13 protein-coding genes are annotated in these 17590 nt (G+C 73.0%); 5 read left to right on the top strand and 8 right to left on the bottom strand.

Annotated elements, in window-relative coordinates:
• From HNR19_RS07875 to leuS, 3 genes are all read right to left on the bottom strand, one after another.
• Positions 1–981, bottom strand: a complete 981-nt coding sequence (locus HNR19_RS07875; protein WP_218910183.1) for a ComEA family DNA-binding protein — start codon at positions 979–981, stop codon at positions 1–3.
• 141 nt (positions 982–1122) lie between these two features.
• Positions 1123–1977, bottom strand: a complete 855-nt coding sequence (locus HNR19_RS07870) for a DegV family protein (protein WP_343047100.1) — start codon at positions 1975–1977, stop codon at positions 1123–1125.
• A 90-nt stretch (positions 1978–2067) separates the two neighbouring features.
• A complete protein-coding gene (gene leuS / locus HNR19_RS07865; protein WP_179667397.1) occupies positions 2068–4554 on the bottom strand; it encodes a leucine--tRNA ligase in 2487 nt (828 codons plus the stop codon).
• A 185-nt stretch (positions 4555–4739) separates the two neighbouring features.
• Here leuS and HNR19_RS07860 point away from each other — a divergent pair, with 185 nt between their 5' ends.
• Positions 4740–5501, top strand: a complete 762-nt coding sequence (locus HNR19_RS07860; RefSeq protein ID WP_179667396.1) for an SDR family NAD(P)-dependent oxidoreductase — start codon at positions 4740–4742, stop codon at positions 5499–5501.
• A 91-nt stretch (positions 5502–5592) separates the two neighbouring features.
• Here the strand turns inward: HNR19_RS07860 and HNR19_RS07855 are convergent, their stop codons facing one another.
• The 3 genes from HNR19_RS07855 to HNR19_RS07845 all read right to left on the bottom strand — a co-directional run bounded on the left by HNR19_RS07855 (position 5593) and on the right by HNR19_RS07845 (position 9376).
• A complete protein-coding gene (locus HNR19_RS07855) occupies positions 5593–7746 on the bottom strand; it encodes a PhoX family protein (RefSeq protein WP_179667395.1) in 2154 nt (717 codons plus the stop codon).
• Between the two features lie 98 nt (positions 7747–7844).
• A complete protein-coding gene (locus HNR19_RS07850) occupies positions 7845–8429 on the bottom strand; it encodes a TetR/AcrR family transcriptional regulator (RefSeq protein ID WP_179667394.1) in 585 nt (194 codons plus the stop codon).
• A gap of 5 nt (positions 8430–8434) precedes the next feature.
• On the bottom strand, positions 8435–9376 hold the full coding sequence (locus HNR19_RS07845) for a Gfo/Idh/MocA family oxidoreductase (protein ID WP_179667393.1): 942 nt from the start codon (positions 9374–9376) through the stop codon (positions 8435–8437).
• Between the two features lie 59 nt (positions 9377–9435).
• Here HNR19_RS07845 and HNR19_RS07840 point away from each other — a divergent pair, with 59 nt between their 5' ends.
• The 3 genes from HNR19_RS07840 to HNR19_RS07830 all read left to right on the top strand — a co-directional run bounded on the left by HNR19_RS07840 (position 9436) and on the right by HNR19_RS07830 (position 14851).
• The gene (locus tag HNR19_RS07840) at positions 9436–11034 is read left to right on the top strand and encodes a helix-turn-helix transcriptional regulator (RefSeq protein WP_179667392.1); all 1599 of its coding nucleotides are present in this window, start codon (positions 9436–9438) and stop codon (positions 11032–11034) included.
• A gap of 100 nt (positions 11035–11134) precedes the next feature.
• A complete protein-coding gene (locus HNR19_RS07835; protein WP_179667391.1) occupies positions 11135–12430 on the top strand; it encodes an FAD-dependent oxidoreductase in 1296 nt (431 codons plus the stop codon).
• A gap of 285 nt (positions 12431–12715) precedes the next feature.
• Entirely contained in the window at positions 12716–14851 is a 2136-nt protein-coding gene (locus HNR19_RS07830; RefSeq protein WP_179667390.1) for an MMPL family transporter, read from the top strand.
• Between the two features lie 30 nt (positions 14852–14881).
• Here HNR19_RS07830 and HNR19_RS07825 read toward each other — a convergent pair whose 3' ends face one another.
• Entirely contained in the window at positions 14882–15766 is an 885-nt protein-coding gene (locus HNR19_RS07825) for a phosphotransferase (RefSeq protein WP_179667389.1), read from the bottom strand.
• Positions 15763–16230, bottom strand: a complete 468-nt coding sequence (locus HNR19_RS07820) for a hypothetical protein (RefSeq protein WP_179667388.1) — start codon at positions 16228–16230, stop codon at positions 15763–15765. The genes HNR19_RS07825 and HNR19_RS07820 overlap by 4 nt, the downstream gene beginning before the upstream one ends.
• A 127-nt stretch (positions 16231–16357) precedes the next feature.
• Here HNR19_RS07820 and HNR19_RS07815 point away from each other — a divergent pair, with 127 nt between their 5' ends.
• Positions 16358–17584 (top strand): hypothetical protein, encoded by a 1227-nt coding sequence (locus HNR19_RS07815; RefSeq protein WP_179667387.1) that lies wholly within the window; start codon positions 16358–16360, stop codon positions 17582–17584.
• The last annotated feature ends 6 nt before the right edge of the window (positions 17585–17590 follow it).

The following is a 17590-nucleotide window of genomic DNA, read 5'->3' as shown; positions in this document are numbered from 1 at the left end:
TCACACCGTGACGTAGGGGCTCAGCTGGGCGAGGGTCGCCTCGCCGATGCCGTCGACCTCGAGCAGCTCGTCGACGGCGGTGAAGCCACCGTGCTGCTCGCGCCAGGCGACGATCGCCGCCGCGGTCACCGGGCCGACCTCGGGGAGGGTCTCGAGCTCGGCCTCGGTCGCGAGGTTGAGGTTGACGAGCGTGGCGGGAGCACCGCTCGGCGCTCCCGGGGTGACGGGCGCGACGGGGGCGGTCGCAACCGGCAGGCCGACCACGACCTGCTCGCCGTCGACCAGGACCCGGGCCAGGTTGAGGCCGCTGAGGTCCACGCCGGCGCGCGCCCCGCCCGCGGCCTCGAGCGCGTCGACCACCCGCGCGCCGGCGTCGAGCACGACGATCCCCGGCCGCCGCACCTTGCCGGTCACGTCCACCGTGACCTCCCCGGCCGGAGCCGCGGCGCCACCCGTCTCTCCCCCGTCGTCCGAGGTCGGGGCGGAGGGGGACAGCCCGGCGACGAGCGGCGAGGTGCCTGCCACCGGCTGCGCCGCGATCGGCTCGGCCCGCTGCTGGACCACCCACCAGGCGGCGAGCGCGATGCCGAGCGCCGCCAGCACCGCGACCACCGCGACGTGCGCAGCGCCGAGCCGAGGCACCTGCGCGGCCGTCAGCCGAGCCCGTGGCCTGCGCGACGCGTGCCGGCCGGGGCGCGGGAGCACGACCGGGGCGGCGGTCGCGGGAGCCGGCGCGGGCGTTGGAGCCGGGACCTGGGGCGCTCGGTCGGCCGGCGTGACCGGCACGCTGACCCGCGTGTGGTCGGCCCACCACTCGTCGGCGGCATCGGTCGCGTCGGTCGCCGTGGTGCTCGCCGACCTCGCCGGCCCTCGCGAGGGGGAAGCCGACGGCGGCGAGCCGCCAAGGTCCGCCGTCAGCTGGGCGAGCCGCCGGGCAGCGGCCTCGGACCACGCGGCGTCAGGAGTCCGTCGGGAGCGCATGCGACGACGCTAGGAAGCACGGGCGACCTCCGCACCCGGAGTGGCGCCGGCCTGTGGACAACTCGGTCGTCCGGGCCTGGCTGTGCACGGCTACCGGCCCGCCGGCCTCGGTGCCGGGAACCGGCCGCTGAGGGCCAGTCCTCAGGCCCGCGGCGCCACGCAGATCGCCAGCATCCCCGGCCCCACGTGCGCCCCCAGCACGGCGCCGAGCTCGGTGCACCGCACCTCGCGTCCGCCGAGCTGGTCGGCCAGCTGCTCGCCGATCCGGGCGCACAGCTCCTCGGCGCGCTCGCCCGACGCCAGGTGCGCGACCGCGAGGTCGACCTGCTGGTCGCCCGCGCGCTCGACGGCGAGCTCCTCGAGCCGGGCGATCGCCTTGGTCGAGGTGCGCACCTTCTCGAGCGGCTTGATCACGCCGTCGACGATCGTCAGCAGCGGCTTGACCGCGAGCGCGCCGCCGAACAGGGCGCCGATGCCGCTGACCCGACCGCCGCGGCGCAGGTACTCGAGGGTGTCGACGTAGAACAACGAGGACGCCGACACCGCGCGCGTGCGGGCGGCCTCGGCGGCGTCCAGCCGGCTCCCCCCGGCGGCGAGGACCGCCGCGGCGGACTCGACGGCGTACCCGGTCGCCACCCCGACCTGGCGGGTGTCGACGCACGTGACCGGAACCGGGGCGGTGCGGGCGGCCAGGTGCGCGGACTCGAACGTGCCGCTCACCCGGCTCGAGAGGTGCACCGACAGGATCTCGGTCGCGCCCTCGTCGGCGAGCCGCTGGTAGAGCTCGGAGAACACCAGCGGCGCCGGCCGCGACGTGCTCACGGCGCGCTTCTCGCGCAGGGCCGCCGCGATCCGGTCGGGCGTGGCCTCGGCCGTGCCCTCGTCGTACGACGAGTCGTCGACGACCACCTGGAGCGGGACGACCTCGACCCCCAGCTCCTTGACCGTGTCAGGAGGCAGGCTGGCCGTCGAGTCGGTGACGAGCGCCGTGGTCACAGACAGATCAAACCACGACTCGTCAGACGACGATCGATGGTCGCTTCGGGCCGAACCGCTCGTTCCTCGCTCTCGACCCTCAGACGACGATCAGACCACGATGTTGACGAGCTTCGGCGCCCGGACGATGACCCGGCGCACCTCCCGCCCGTCGATCGCGCGCACCACGTCGGGGTCGGCCAGGGCCGCTGCCTCCAGGTCGGCCTCGGAGATGTCGGGCGACACCTCCAGGCGGCCGCGCACCTTGCCCTGGATCTGCACCACGGCGGTCACCGAGTCCTCGACCAGCAGCTCGGGGTCGACCGTCGGCCAGGTGGCGTGAGCGACCGTCGGCTCGTGGCCCAGCCGCTCCCACATCTCCTCGGCCGTGTACGGCGCGATCAGCGACAGCAGCATCGCGACGACCTCGGTGGCCTCGCGCACGGCCGGGTCCGCCGGCCCGCAGCCGGAGTCGATCGCCTTGCGGGTGGCGTTGACCAGCTCCATCGTGCGGGCGACCACCACGTTGAAGCGGTAGGACTCCAGCAGCTGCTCGGCCTCGTGCACCGTCTTGTGCGTGACCTTGCGCAGCGCGACGTCGCCGTCCGCGGGGTCGACACCCGGGGCCGAGGTGACGTCGCCCGCCAGCCGCCAGGCACGCTGCAGGAACTTCAGCGAGCCGGCCGGCGACACGTCGGCCCAGTCGATGTTGTCCTCCGGCGGGCTGGCGAAGACCAGCGTCAGCCGCACCGCGTCGACACCGTACTCCTGGAGCTGCTCCCCCAGGCTGACGCCGTTGCCCAGCGACTTGCTCATCTTGCGGCCATTGTTGATGACCTTGCCCTGCGACAGGTACGCCGAGAACGGCTCGTCCCAGGTGATCAGTCCCATGTCGCGCAGGGCCTTGGTGAAGAACCGCGCGTACAGCAGGTGCAGGACGGCGTGCTCGTCACCGCCGATGTAGAGGTCGACCGGCCCCCACGCCTCGGCCAGTGCCGGGTCGAAGGCCTGCGTGTCGTCGTTGGGCGACAGGAAGCGGAAGAAGTACCACGACGAGTCGACGAACGTGTCCATCGTGTCGGTGTCCCGCTTGGCCGGTCCGCCGCAGGCCGGGCAGGTCACGTCGACCCACTCGGTCGCGCCGCCCAGCGGCGAGGTGCCCTTCGGCTTCAGGTCGGCGCCGCGCAGCTCCGGCAGCTCGACGGGCAGCTGGTCCTCGGGGACCGGCACCTCCCCGTCGACCGGGCAGTGGATGATCGGGATCGGCGCGCCCCAGTAGCGCTGGCGCGACAGCAGCCAGTCGCGCAGGCGGTAGTTGACCGTGCCCGTGCCCAGGCCCTTGGCCTCGAGCCAGTCGATGATCGTCCGCTTGGCCTCGTCGACGTCCAGGCCGTCGAGCGAGATCTCGTCGTTGGCCGAGTTGATGGCCGGACCGGCGCCGGTGAACGCCTTGCCCTCGAAGTCGGCCGGCGGCTCGACCGTGCGGACGATCGGCAGGTCGTGGACCTCGGCGAAGTCCCAGTCGCGCTGGTCCTGGCCGGGCACCGCCATGATCGCGCCGGTGCCGTAGTCGGCGAGCACGTAGTCGGCGGCCCAGACCGGGATCGACTCGCCGTTGACCGGGTTGACCGCGTGCACGCCCAGGAACACGCCGGTCTTGGGACGGTCGGTCGCCAGCCGGTCGATGTCGGAGGCCTTGCGGACGTCCTCCAGGTACGCCTCGTACGCCGGCCGCTGCTCGTCGGTCACCAGCTGGGCCGCCAGCTTGGCGTCGGCGGCGACGACCATGAACGTGGCGCCGAACAGCGTGTCGGGCCGGGTGGTGAACACCCGGATCGGGTCGTGGCCGGCGACCGCGAAGTCGACGTGCGCGCCCTCGGAGCGACCGATCCAGTTGCGCTGCGCGTTGACGACCTTGCCGATCCAATTGTCCTGGAGGTCGTCCAGCCGGTCCAGGTACTCCTGGGCGTACTCAGTGGTGCGGAAGTACCACTGGGTCAGCTCCTTCTTGGTCACCACCGCGCCGCATCGCTCGCAGGTGCCGTCGGCCAGCACCTGCTCGTTGGCCAGCACGGTCTGGTCCTGCGGGCACCAGTTGACGGGCGAGTTCTTGCGGTAGGCCAGCCCCTGCTCGCGCAGCTTCAGGAACAGCCACTGCGTCCACTTGTAGTACTCCGGGTCGGAGGTGTGCAGCCGGCGCGACCAGTCGAACGCCAGGCCGTAGCGCTTCATCGACTCGGCCTGCGTCTCGATGTTGGCGTAGGTGTAGGTCGCCGGGTGCGTGTCGTTGCGGATCGCGGCGTTCTCGGCGGGCAGGCCGAAGGAGTCCCAGCCCATCGGGTTGAGCACCTCGTAGCCGCGGAACCGCCAGTAGCGCGCGATGACGTCGTGCAGCGCGAACACCTCGGCGTGACCCATGTGCAGGTCACCGCTCGGGTAGGGGAACATCGTCAGGGCGTAGCGCTTGCCGCGCTCCCCCGAGGTCACGGCCTTGTCGTCGGCGCGGAACGGGTCGAGGCGCTCCCAGACGGGCAGCCACTTCTCCTCCACCGCGTGCACGTCGTACGACGCCTGCTCCGCTCGGTCCTGCTCGCTCATGCTCCGTCTTCCCTCGTCTTCGTCCTGCTCCGATGTGCCCAGACATGGAAAAGCCCCTCGCAGGGAGGGGCGGCCGCGTCGACCCGTCTGGATCGCCGACGCGGCTAGGCAAGGAGCAGGGTGGTCCTCATGCGGCCATGGTATCGCGAGCCGGACCGGCCGGTCATGTCCGTTAGCCTCCGGCCATGACCGTCACCGATCTGTTCCGTCTCGACGGCCGCGTCGCCGTCGTCACCGGCGCCTCCTCCGGGCTGGGCGTGGCGTTCGCCAAGGCCCTGGCCGAGGCGGGAGCCGACGTCGTCCTGGGTGCGCGCCGCGCCGACCGGCTGGCCGACACCGCCGCGCTCGTCGAGGCCGCGGGCCGCCGCGCCCTCGCCGTCGCCACCGACGTGAGCGACCCCGACTCGTGCACCGCCCTCGTCGAGGCCGCGATGTCCGAGCTGGGCCGGGTCGACGTGCTCGTCAACAACGCCGGCATCGGCACCGCCGTGCCGGCGACCCGCGAGACGCCCGAGCAGTTCCGCCAGGTGATCGACGTCAACCTCAACGGCTGCTACTGGATGGCGCAGGCCTGCGGCCGGGTGATGCAGCCCGGGTCGAGCATCATCAACATCTCTTCCGTGCTCGGGCTGACCACCGCTGGCCTCCCCCAGGCCGCCTACTCGGCGTCCAAGGCGGGCCTGATCGGCATGACCCGCGACCTCGCGCAGCAGTGGACCGGTCGCAAGGGCATCCGGGTCAACGCGATCGCGCCGGGGTTCTTCGCCTCCGAGATGACCGAGCAGTACCCGCCCGGCTATCTCGACATGATGGGCACCCGGATCCCCATGGCCCGCAAGGGCGACCCGGAGGAGCTCGCCGCCGCGGTCGTCTACCTCGCCTCCGACGCCGCCGGCTACGTGACCGGCCAGACGCTCGCCGTCGACGGCGGGCTGACCATCACCTGACCGCCGAGTCGGCTCATCTTCACGCCCCCACGCGTCCGAGTCGGCCCATCTTCACGCCAGCGCGCGTGAAGATGAGCCGACTCGGCGAGGATCAGTGGGTGTCGCGCCCCAGCGAGCCCTCCTCGCGGTAGGCCACGACGACCGACGGGCGCGGGTAGTCGTTGGTGTGCGGCCAGGTCGACGCCGGGGCGTCGAAGCTGGCACCGCTGATCTCGCCCGGGTGCTGCGGGGCGAAGAACACCGACCTGTCGCCGTCGTAGATGAACGGTCCGCAGCACTCCGCGCCCTTGGGCATCGTGGCGAAGGTCTGCACCTGGCCGCGGTTCTCGCCCTTGACGGGGACGCGGAACAGGCCGTCGTTCATGCCCATCGGCGAGAGCGCTCCGTCGGTCGAGATCCACAGGTTCCCGACGGAGTCGAACGCAAGGTTGTCGGGGCAGCTGATCCGGCTGACCTTGGTCTTGTCGAACCCGGCGAAGTAGGTCTCGGGCGACTCGGGGTCGCCGCAGATGAGGAAGAGGTTCCACGACGCCGTCGCCTTGGTGTGGTCACCGTCCGTGGGCGTGATCTCCATGACGTAGCCGTTGCGGTTGCCCGTCTTCGGCGTGAGCGGCGCAGCCGGGCTGGTGCGGGTCCCGGCCTCGGTGATGGGGTTGGCCTCGTCCTCGGTGCCGGCCACGCGGTTGGTGTTGTTGGTGAGCGCGACGTAGACCCGCTTGTTGACCGGGTTGACCTCGACGTCCTCGGGGCGGTCCATCTTCGTGGGGCCCACCAGGTCCGCCGCCTGCCGGGTGAACACGAGCACCTCCTCGACCGACCAGCCCTCGACGAACGACTGGGTGTCGGTGCACAGCCGGATCCACTCGACGTCGCCGTCCGAGCGGCCGTCCCCGAGCCCGTCGCCGGAGAACTTGCCGACGTAGAGGGTGCCGGTCTCGAGGAGCTTCATGTTCGCCTTGCGCGCCGAGGCACTCCCGCCGATGACGCCCTTCGGGTCGAACTTCCCCTTGGAGACGAACTTGTAGATGTAGTCGAACCGCTCGTCGTCGCCCATGTAGACGACCGCCTTGCCGTTCTTGGCGATCGTGACGTTCGCGCCCTCGTGCTTGAACCGTCCGAGCATCGAGTGCTTGCGCGGGGTGGACTTCGGGTTCATCGGGTCCACCTCGACGACCCAGCCGAAGCGGTGCGGCTCGTTGGGCTCGGCCGCGAGGTCGAAGCGGCTGTCCACCAGGTGCCACTTGCGCGGGTCGCTCGCGTTCACCCCGATGCCGTAGCGGGAGTAGGCGTTGGCCAGCTCGGCGCCGGCGACGGTCGGGTTCGCCGGCATGGCGCCGCCCGGGGCCCCGAAGTACTGGTTGAAGTTCTCCTCGCCCGACAGGTGGGTGCCCCACGGCGTGAGGCCGCCCGCGCAGTTGTTGAACGTGCCCTTGACGCGCGACCCGCTCGTGTCGGCGGTGGTCTTGAGGTGGTCGCTGCCCGCGGCCGGCCCGGTGACGAGGAACGTCGTGTCGGCGTTGATGCGGCGGTTCTTCGGCGTCGCGGTGGCCGACGGCTTCACCATGTACCACGAGCCGGGCGTCTTGCCCTTCTTGATGGTGACGACCGACATGCCGTGGGTGTAGATGCCGAGGCTCGCGATCTCCTCCGCGGAGTAGCGGCCCGCGGGGTACATGAGCTCGCTGTCGTCGTACTCGTGGTTGACGAGCATGAGCGCCGTGGTGGAGGTCAGCTTCGTCACGCCGACGTAGTCGTTGTTGTAGCCGAACTGCTTCTTGACGGCGTCGACGGTCAGGTTGGCGGGGTCGAAGGCGGGCGCGCCCGGGAGGACCGGGTCGCCCCAACGGATGACGACGTTGTGTCCGAAGCCCGGCGGGACGACCACGGCGTCGCGGGTGTTCGGCGGCACCGGCCGGAAGGCCCGGGTGGCCAGCGGGCCCCCCTTGACCGGGGCTCGGCGCGCGGCCGGCTCGACCGCGGCCGCGGCCAGGCCGGAGCCCATGCCGGCGAGCACGAGCGCGCCGGAGCCGACGGCGGCACCGCGCAGGATCGAGCGACGGCCCACGGTGGCGTCGACGACGTCACGGACGTAGGTGTTGTCGGACGCGTTGGGGACCTCGTGGTCGCAGGCGTTGCCGCACTTGAAGAGACAGGTCATCAGGGACCGCGAGCCGTGCCGGACGTCACCGTCGGAGACGGGCGTGAGGGACAGGAGCGGGCGGGATTCGGGGCGCACAGACGTCATGGCGTCAGACGACCAGTGAGCGGTGAACCGATGCCCGCGCGGACGTGACCGCAGGGTGAACCAGGGCCAGCGTCCTGGCGACTCTCCCGTGACGCGGTCTAGACCGCGCTGTCGACGTTGCCGGGCCGCAGGCCGGGTGCGAGCACCGCGGCGATCCCGGGAGCGAGGTCGGCGCCGGCGGGCGGTGGCATCGTCACCAGGCCGAGGCCGAACCGCGCCATCACGACAGCGCCGGCCTCCGCGCGTTGCGGATCGATCTCGGGCCAGCGGCGCAGCAGGCCGTCGCGCAGCCGGCCGGCGATCCGGTCGAGGAGCGGTCCGCTGTCGGAGGTGACGATCCGGACCAGGTCGTGGTGGGCGTTGCCCGTCTGGACGCGCTGGACCAGCGGGTCCGACGCCGTCGCGTCGAGCAGCAGCCGCACCATGGACTCGATGCCGGTCGCTGGGTCGGGCGCCGCGGCCATCGCCTCGTCGACCAGGTCGAGGTAGGTGTCGACCATGCTCTCGGTGTAGGCGATCGCGAGCCCGTTGCGCGACCCGAAGTCGTTGTAGAGCGTCTGCCGGCTGACGCCGGCCCGCTTCGCGACCGCCTCGAGCGTCACCTCGCCCCACGGCTGCTCGATCAGCAGCTCGCGGAGCGCGACGAAGGCCCGGGCACGGCTCGGTCGTCGGGTGCTGCCCATGCGCGTCACCCTATCGGCGCGCGCCCCTCGAGCAGGCTCGCGATGGTGCGGGCGAGGGGCACGCCGAGCCGGTGGTCGTCGGGGTCGTCCAGCAGCGCGCGGTAGACGCCGAGGTAGTGCTCGACCTTCCGGCTGTCGGCGCCGGCGTACGTCAGCTGCTCCGCCACCTCCCCGTCCCGCAGGACCAGTGCGGTCATCGACGTGTGGTCGATGCGGATCCGCACGCCCCCGGCGCCGTACTCGATCTCGGACTGCTTGCTCGAGTCCCCCGCGAGCCAGTTGGTGACCAGCGTCGTCCGCCCGCCGGCATGGTCGAGGACGCTCACCGAGCGGCCCGTCTCGGCCACGTGCGACACCACCTCCCAGCCGCCGGCGAACGCCGCCGCGACGCTGAGCTGGTTGGGGCCGGAGTCGACCCAGCTGCTGACCAGCGAGGCGGCCCGGTCGTCCTCGATGTGGCCGTAGGGGTCGTGGGAGACGCACAGGACGCGCGTCGGCGGTCCCCACTCCGGGTGCTGCTCCGCCGTACGGCGCGCCCACTCGACCTCGGGCGAGAACGCGAAGTGGTGCGCGACCCGCACCCGCTCGGTGAGCACGACCGCGCCGTGCCGCAGCTCGAGGCCGTCGATCTCGTCGACGGTGGCCGCCAGCGGCTTCTCGCACAGCACGGTCGCGTCGCACGTGCGCAGCACCTCGTCGACGAGTCCGACGTGCGTGTCGGTCGGGGTCGCGAGCACGACGACATCGGGATCGGTGCCTGCGTCGAGCGCCTCGTGAAGGGTCCGGTGGGCAGGCGCCTCCACGGCGAAGCCCGGCGCCGGGTCGACCGCGCCCACGAGCCGCAGCCGGTCGAGGCGCGTGATCACCGCGGCGTGCGTCCGGGCGATGGTGCCGAGCCCGACCAGCAGGACGTCGAGCGGGGCGTCGGGAGCGGGGGACGGCGGCACCGCGCCATTGTGCTCGGGAAGTGGTCGTCAAGGCCCGGGTTCGGCGCCATGATGGCCGGATGGGGCTCGAGACCGCCCGCGCGGCGTTCGCGGCGCGGACGTGGCCGGAGGCGCGTACGGCGTACGCGGCCTGCGACGCGCTCGCGGCGCGTGACCTCGAGCAGTGGGGGCTGGCGGCGTTCCTGACCGGCCACCTCGCCGAGGCGGCGGACGCCCGCCAGCGGGCGCACCACGCCTACCTGGCCGAAGGCGATCTCGACGGGGCGTCGCGGGTCGCGTTCTGGCTGGGGCTCACCGCGACGTTCCGCGGCGAGCCGGCGCAGGCCCGAGGGTGGTGGGGCCTGATGCGCAGCGTCCAGGGCGAGCGCTTCGACGAGTCGGTGTGGCGGGGCTACGAGCTGCTGACCGCCGCGATGGGCAGCCTCCTGGCAGGCCGGGCGGAAGCCGCGCTCGCCCTGGCGGCCGAGGTCACCGACATCGCGACCGCTCACGACGACCCGGACCTGCGGGTGCTCGCCGGCAACGCGCACGGCCAGGCCCTGCTCGCGTCCGGCGACCTGGCCGCCGGGCTCGCGGAGCTCGACGCGACGATGCTGCTGGCGACGGCGACACCGGTCAGCCCGCAGGCGGTCGGCATCGTCTACTGCGCGATCGTCGCGAACTGCAAGGCGTGCCTCGACGTCGAGCGCAGCGCGGAGTGGACCGGCGTCCTCGACGAGTGGTGCGCGGCGCAGCCGGGTCTGGTGCCGTTCCAGGGTGCGTGCATCGTGCACCGGTCGGAGGTGCACCAGCTCCGCGGCGACTGGGGCCGGGCCATCGAGGAGGTCGACGACCTCATCGCGCACCCGGGCCCCAACGCCAACACCGTCGGCGAGGCGCACTACCTCCGCGCGGAGCTGCACCGGCTGCGGGGCGAGCACGACGCAGCCGAGACGGCCTACCGCGACGCCCTCGCCCGCGGCAAGGACCCGCAGCCCGGACTGGCCCTGATGCGCGCCCGGCAGGGCCGCACCGACTCCGCGCTCGCGGCGTTGACGAGGGCGCTCGAGGAGCCGCGCCCGCAGCAGCTGAAGACCGGGTTGTGGCGCGCGCTGGTCGACGTCGCTCTGGCGGCGGGCGACCTGGCGTGCGCGGCCGACGCGGCCGCCCGCCTCGATGCGCTCGCCGCGGCTTCCGACGCCCGGTTCCTCCGGGCGGCGGCGGCGATGGCGCGCGGTCAGGTCGCGCTGAGGGCCGGCAACCCGCAGGAGGCACTCGGCCCGCTCCGCGATGCGCTCGACGGCTTCGCGGGCGCCGGCTCGCCGTACGACGTCGCCCGGTGCCGGGTCGCGATCGCGGCGGCGTGCGACGCGTTCGGGGACCGCGAGACCGCACGCCTGGAGCGCGATGCCGCACGCGAGACGTTCCGCGCTCTCGACGCGCGACCCGACATCGACGAGCTCGACGGCACCACACGGGACGAGCGGCACGGGCTGACGGCGCGCGAGGTCGAGATCCTCCGGCTCGTCGCCTCGGGTGCCACCAACCGCGGCATCGCCGACGAGCTGGTGCTGTCGGAGAAGACCGTCGCCCGCCACCTCGCCAACGTCTTCGCCAAGCTCGACGTCTCCAACCGGGCGGCCGCGACCACGTGGGCGCACCGGCACGGGCTCTCCTGAGCCGCGGCCCGAGCTGCACATCGGTCTGCACAATTCGCCCGACGCGACGGCGGCGTGCGCGCTCCTACGGTCCGGGGACGGACTCGACCAGGAGGCAGTCATGAAGGCACTCGTCATCGGGGCAGGACCCGTCGGCACGTTCGCGGCGATCGGTCTCGCCCGGCGCGGGCACGAGGTGGTCGTCGTCGACCGCGACCCCGGACCAGCGGCGGACGGCAGCTGGCACCGCGCCGGCGTGATGCAGGGCGTGGCACCGCACGCCTGGCGCGGCCACGTCGTCCGCGCGATGCAGGAGGAGATGCCCGACGTCGTGGAGGCCCTCTGCGCGGCCGGCGCCCGGATCGGCGAGATGCCGGGGATGCCGGGCCTCGTCACCGCGATGTTCGCGCGCCGGCCCCTCGTCGAGCGCGTGCTGCGTGAGACCGCGCAGGCCGAGTCGACGCTGCGGTGGATCACCGGGCACGCGGAGTCCCTGCTGCTCGACGACCAGCAGGTGCGCGGCGTCGTCGTGGACGGCGACCCGCTGTGGGGCGACGTCGTGGTGGTCGCGACCGGGCGCGCCGGCAGGCTCGGCGACGAGCTGCGTGGTCCGTCGGCGGGTGGCTCGTGCGGGACGTCGTACATATTCCGGACCTACCGGACCCGCCCAGACGTCCCAGCGTTCGACTCGCCGTTCCCCTCCTTCGCGGTCGGCCCCGGCTACGCCTCGCTGGTGATGCCTGCCGACAACCGCACCCACCACGTGCTCCTCATCTGCCCGTCCGACGCCGCTGAGCTGCCCGTCCTGCGCACCGCTGACGGGTTCGAGGGCGCTGCTGCGGCCGTGCCCCACACCGCTCCGTGGGCGGATCCCGCGGCGCACCAGGCGATCACCGACGTCCAGGTGGGGGGCAACCTCACCAACACCTACCGGCTCCAGGGCCCCGCCCTCGGGTTGCCCCCTGCCGAGGGTCTCTACTACCTCGGCGACAGCGTCTGCACCCTCAACCCTGCGAACGGGCGCAGCCTCGCGCTGCACGTCCCGCACGCGAAGTTCTTCCTCGACCACGTCGACGGCGACCCGACGGACGTGTCCCTGGCGCTCGACCAGTGGGCGGAGGAGCACATCCGCCCCTGGTGGGCCGACCACGTGGTGACCGACGCGTCCCTGCTGCGGCGCTTCCACGGCGAGGACGTCTCCCCCGACGAGCAGCTTCCGAGCGACGTCATCGCCGCCGCGGCGGCACTGCACCCCGAGTGGATGCCGATCGTCGGCCCGTTCGGCGGGATGTTCGCGGGCCCGGAGGTGCTGGACCAGCTGCGAGAGCCGGTGGCGCAGATGTTGCGCGACGGGTGGCTGCCGCCCATCGAGGGTCCGGCCCGGGAGAGCCTGGTCCCGTCGCGGGTCGGCACGTGACACCGCAGCGCCCACCGCGGGCCGGGCGGCGCGCCGACGTACGTCGAGAGGCGCGGTCCCGTCGCTGAGACCTACGTCGAACGGCGTTGCCGTCGTCGTTCGTCGACGGACGCGCCGACGTACATCGCGGAGCCACGATCGCTGACGTCGCTTCCACGCCGGCGGTCGGCCGGCAGGCAACGAAAGGCTCGCGATGTCCGTTCTGCTTCTCCTCGTCCTCCCACCCGCCGACACCCAGGGGCGGTTCGGCCTCCTCCGGTCGTGCACGACCCCGCGGAGCGCGGCATGACGCGCATGGAGCGGCTGGCGGGATTCGCCCAGCGCCACCGCTGGACCGCGCTGGTCGCCTGGGTGGTGCTGCTGGTCGGGGTCACGTTCGCCGGGCAGGCGATCGGCGACGACTACGACAACGGGAGCGACGTCTCTCTCCCCGACACCCAGTCGCAGCGGATGGCGGACCTGCTGGAGTCGCACGCTCCCGAGCAGACCGGTGACAGCGTGACGGTGGTCCTCCACGACGAGCGCGGCTGGGCGACCGACGCCGACCTGACAGCGCTCACCGACGACCTGCTCGGGGTCGACCGGGTCGAGGCCGTCGTCCCGCCGGACCCCGCGCAGGGGACGGTCTCACCGGACGGCACCCTCGCACTCGTCCAGGTCGCCCTGGAGGGCGAGCAGGGCGGCGCGCCGTCGGACACCTACGAGGACATCGTCGACGTCGCGACCGCCCAGGAGACCGGCGACCTCCAGGTGGAGCTCGCCGGACGGGGCATCCGGAAGCTCGAGGGAGAGGGCGGCGGCGCCTCCGAGGGCGCCGGGATCCTGGCCGCGCTGGTGATCCTGGTCTTCATGTTCGGGTCGCTCCTCGCGGCGAGCCTGCCTCTCGTCACGGCGATCCTCGCGGTCGGCACGACGCTCGGCGCGGTGACCCTGCTGTCCCACCTGATCACCATCCCCGACTACACCTCCCCGCTGCTGGTGCTCGTGGGCCTGGGCGTCGGCATCGACTACGCGCTCCTCGTCTTCAGCCGGTACCGGAGCGAGCTGCTCGGCGGTGCCGACCGGGCCGCGGCGACCCGGGTGGCGCTCGACACGGCCGGCCGGTCGGTGCTGTTCGCCGGAGCGAGCGTGATCATCGCGCTGCTCGGCATGTTCACCCTCGGCATCGCCGCGTTCGAGGGTACCGTCACCGCCGTCGCGTTCACGGTCCTGGTCACGATGGTCGCTTCGCTCACCCTGCTCCCGGCGCTGCTCTCCCTCCTCGGCTCCCGGCTGGAGAGGCGGATCCTCGCGCACGTCGCGAAGCGCAGCCGCCGGCCCGGTGACGGCTGGCGTCGGTGGGCCTGGCTCGTCCAGCGCGCGCCGTGGCCCGCGCTCGCCGTGTCGATGGTCGCCCTCGGCGCGCTCGCCGTACCGGCGCTCGGCATCCACCTCGGCTTCAACGACGCCGGGAACGACGCAGCGGGTACGACGACGCGGTCGTCGTACGACCTGGTCAGCGACAAGCTCGGCCCCGGCGCCAACGGGCCGCTGTACGTCGTCACGGAGGGGAGCCGCGACGAGGCGGAGGCCGCGCACCGCCTGGTCGTGGAGCACCCGGGGATCGTCGCGGACCGCGTCAGCACGCCGACGCCCCTCGCCGACGACGTCTTCATGTTCCGTGCCGAGCCGACCACCGGACCGCAGGAGGAGGGGACGAGCGACCTGGTCACCGGCCTGCGCGACGATCTCGGAGATCCCCATCTCGTCGGCGGGTCGACCGCGGCCAACGTCGACTACGCGGCGGCGATCTCGGACCGCTTCCCGCTCTTCATCGGAGTCGTGGTCGGGCTCTCGGCGCTGCTGCTGATGACGGTCTTCCGATCCGTGCTGATCGCAGCCAAGGCCGCCGTGCTCAACGTCCTCTCGATCGGCGCCGCGCTCGGCGCGATGAAGCTCGTCTACCAGGACGGAGGTCTGTGGGCCGACGCCGGTCCGATCGAGGCCTTCATGCCGGTCTTCATCTTCGCGATCGTCTTCGGGTTGTCGATGGACTACGAGGTGTTCCTCCTCTCGCGGATGCGCGAGATCTGGCTGGCCACCGGCGATGTCCAGCACGCCGTCCGTGAGGGACTCGCCTACACCGGCGGGGTCATCACGGCGGCAGCGGCGATCATGTTCGCGGTGTTCGGCGCGTTCGTCCTGATGCCGGACCGGATGCTCCAGCAGACCGGGTTCGCGATGGCCGTGGCCGTGCTCCTCGATGCGGTCGTGGTCCGCTGCCTCGTGGTTCCCGCCGTGATGCGCCTCCTCGGCGAACGGGCCTGGTGGCTCCCCCGCTTCCTCGAGCGTCTGCTCCCCCGGCTCGACGTCGAGGGCCGGCGGGGATCCGCGGCGGAGGCCTCGGCAATGGCCGTCACGACCGACAGCGGGTCACGCTGACCGCGCCGGCCCCGGCCTTCCGTGCGGACCTCAGTCGACGGGGTCCGCGCGGAAGGTCCACCCCCAGGCGGCGAGGCTCTTCTCGACGTACGCATCGATCCGCTCGTCCTGCCCGAACGCGAGGTCCTCGAGCAGCTTGCAGCGCGCGTAGAAGCGGGCGCGGACGGGGATGTCCTGCGCGGCGCCCCCCGCGGCGACGTACGCGCCGAGCGCGATGTCGAGCGCCTCCGGCCCGAGGTCGCGCAGCAGCAGGCCGAAGTCGTAGGCCGGGTCGCACACCGCGGCGTCGTCCCAGTCGATCACGCCGGTCACCTGCGCCGCGCCGGAGGTCGGGACCAGGAGGTGCTCGATGCCGAGGTCGTTGTGGCTGAGCAGGAGCGTCGCGGCGCTGGCGGGGACCGGCTCCGCGAGGAACCGGTCGACGTCACGCCGCTGTGACGTCGCGAGCGTCTGCGCCAGGTCGGCGGCCGTCGCCGCCGTCTCCCGCAGCCAGTCCTCGGGCGAGTAGTCATCGACCACCGTCACGTCGTCGTAGGCCGCGGGGTCCCAGGTGTGCAGCTCTCCCAGAAGGGTGCCCACGGCCTCCGCGACCCTGCGGCGCACCTGCTCGCGGCGCGCCGGTGTCGCGTCGACCAGGCGCTCGCCAGGCAGCCGCCGTACGACGAGGAGGCCCTCGCGCGGCAGCACCCGCTCGACGTGCGGCACGGGGATGCTCACCCGCGCCTCGATCCGCCGCAGCAGCGTGGCGCGACGCTCCAGCTCCACGGCGGGCACCACGTCGTCGGGCCAGGCGGACGGGACGCTCACGAGGAGGTCGCTGCCGCGGAGCCGGAACGTGCGGCTCTCGCCGCCCCGTGCGAACGGCTCGACCTCCACGCCGAGCGCGTCGCCGACGAGTCGAGCCTGTTCCGTCACGCAGCCTTCCCCGAGATGTTGCGGACGAGGGTAGCCACCAACCCGGATAGGAGGCCCACGATCAGCCCGGTGAAGACGCTGCTGACCGCGGTCGCGATCCGGAGCGGTACCTCCGAGAGGTCGGCGTCGATGTCGCCCAGCGTGGGCGGGTCGTCGCCGAACACCTGGTCCCACAGCACGTTGTGGACGATGCCGAGGGCGACTCCGTAGACCGCTCCGACGGCGAGCAGCGTGACCAGGGGCGACGGGACCCGCGCCCAGAGCACCGCGACGATCCACACGACCACCGGTCCGACGGTCAGGATCGCGGGGATCGGCCCGGCATCGATACCGAGGTCGTGGGCGAAGATGCGCGGCACGGAGAGCAGGGCGAGGCCGATGATCGCCCAGACCGGCAGGCCGAGGGGCCGACGGGGGCGGGTCGCGGAGGTCGAGGGGCCGGCGGGCTCCGGTGTGCGGTCCATGGCGCGACCGTAGGAACGCTGCTCCCCGTCCGGTACCGCCGACGAGCGCACGTGATGTCGCCGCACGGCGACACTGCCGTCAGGGTCGGACGGGGCGACGAACCCGTGCGAGTGGCATCATCCCCCCATGTCGCGCACGGCACCGGCAGCAATCGACCGCCGGTCGCCGCGAGCGCGCGGCCTGTGGGCGGTCCTGGTCGGGTTGGCGATCGCGTCGACAGCCTGCACCGGCTCCCCCGACGATCCGCCTCCCCGTACCGACGCCCCCGGCGCTCCGATGGTGGGCGTGGCCTGGGAGGAGGTGCGGCTGCCGACCGTGCCCGGCCACCGCATCGCCGTGCGAGACGCGACCTGGTGCGGGGACCGGTGGCTGGTCGTGGGCGGCGTGCTCGGGCCGCCTGCCGACAGCCGCCCGGGCGCGTGGGTGTCCTCCGACGGCCGGCGGTGGGAGGCGATTCGCTTCCGGACCTCGACGTACTGGGGCGCACGCGCGGTGCTGTCGTCGGTCGCGTGCCGCGGCGGCGTGCCCGTCGCCGTCGGTGCGATGTCCGGTGGGGCGCACGGGAACCCCAGGGTGGCGACGTTCCGGGAGACTCGGCAGGGCGCCTGGGTCGACGTCCCCGCGCCGGTCGAGAGGTACGGCGGTCCTTCTGCGGTCAACGTCGGCGACGTCGCCGCGGGACCACGTGGGTGGCTCATCTCCGGCAACCGGCGCACCGGACCCGCCGTGTGGACCGCCCGGTCCCCGCGCCGCTTCCACCTCGTGGAGGGAGAGCCCGGCCTGGTCGGCGGGGAAGGTGCACCGCTCGCCCACGGCGCCGTGTCGGACGGGTCGAGGTGGACCGTCGTGGGTGGACGCACTGGCCCTGAGGTGAGCGACCGCGTCCCCGTCGCGTGGTCGTCCGCCGACGGTCGTCGATGGAGGCGCGAGGAGGTGCCCGACACCCCCGGCTACGACGACCTACACCGCGCCGCACGCGTCGGCGACGCGGTGGTGGCGATCGGCCTGCGCGGATCGGGATTCGGGAGCTGGCTGCGTGAAGACGGGGACTGGCGCGCCGGTGGCGGGTTCGGCACCACCGAGACCGAGGCGAGGCGGGCGCCGGGGGTCGCGAGCCTCACCACCGACGGCACGGCGATGCTGACCGTTGTCAGCGACGGTGCCCGGTTCCACCTGTGGGGCTCACCGGACGGTGTCGCGTGGGCGCCGATCGAGCTGCCTCTCGACCTCGAGGCGACAGCCGAGCAGGCCCTCGCCGTCGCGAGCTCGCGGTCCGGCGTACTCCTGGTCGCCGACACCGGCGACGGCTCGCGGGTCTGGCAGGCCCCGTGGCCCGGACTCGGCACACCGTAGGCGGCC

Source organism: Nocardioides thalensis, from assembly GCF_013410655.1.
GTDB lineage: Bacteria > Actinomycetota > Actinomycetes > Propionibacteriales > Nocardioidaceae > Nocardioides > Nocardioides thalensis.
Note: the sequence above shows the minus strand (reverse complement) of the source record. Positions and strands in the feature narration are given on the sequence as shown.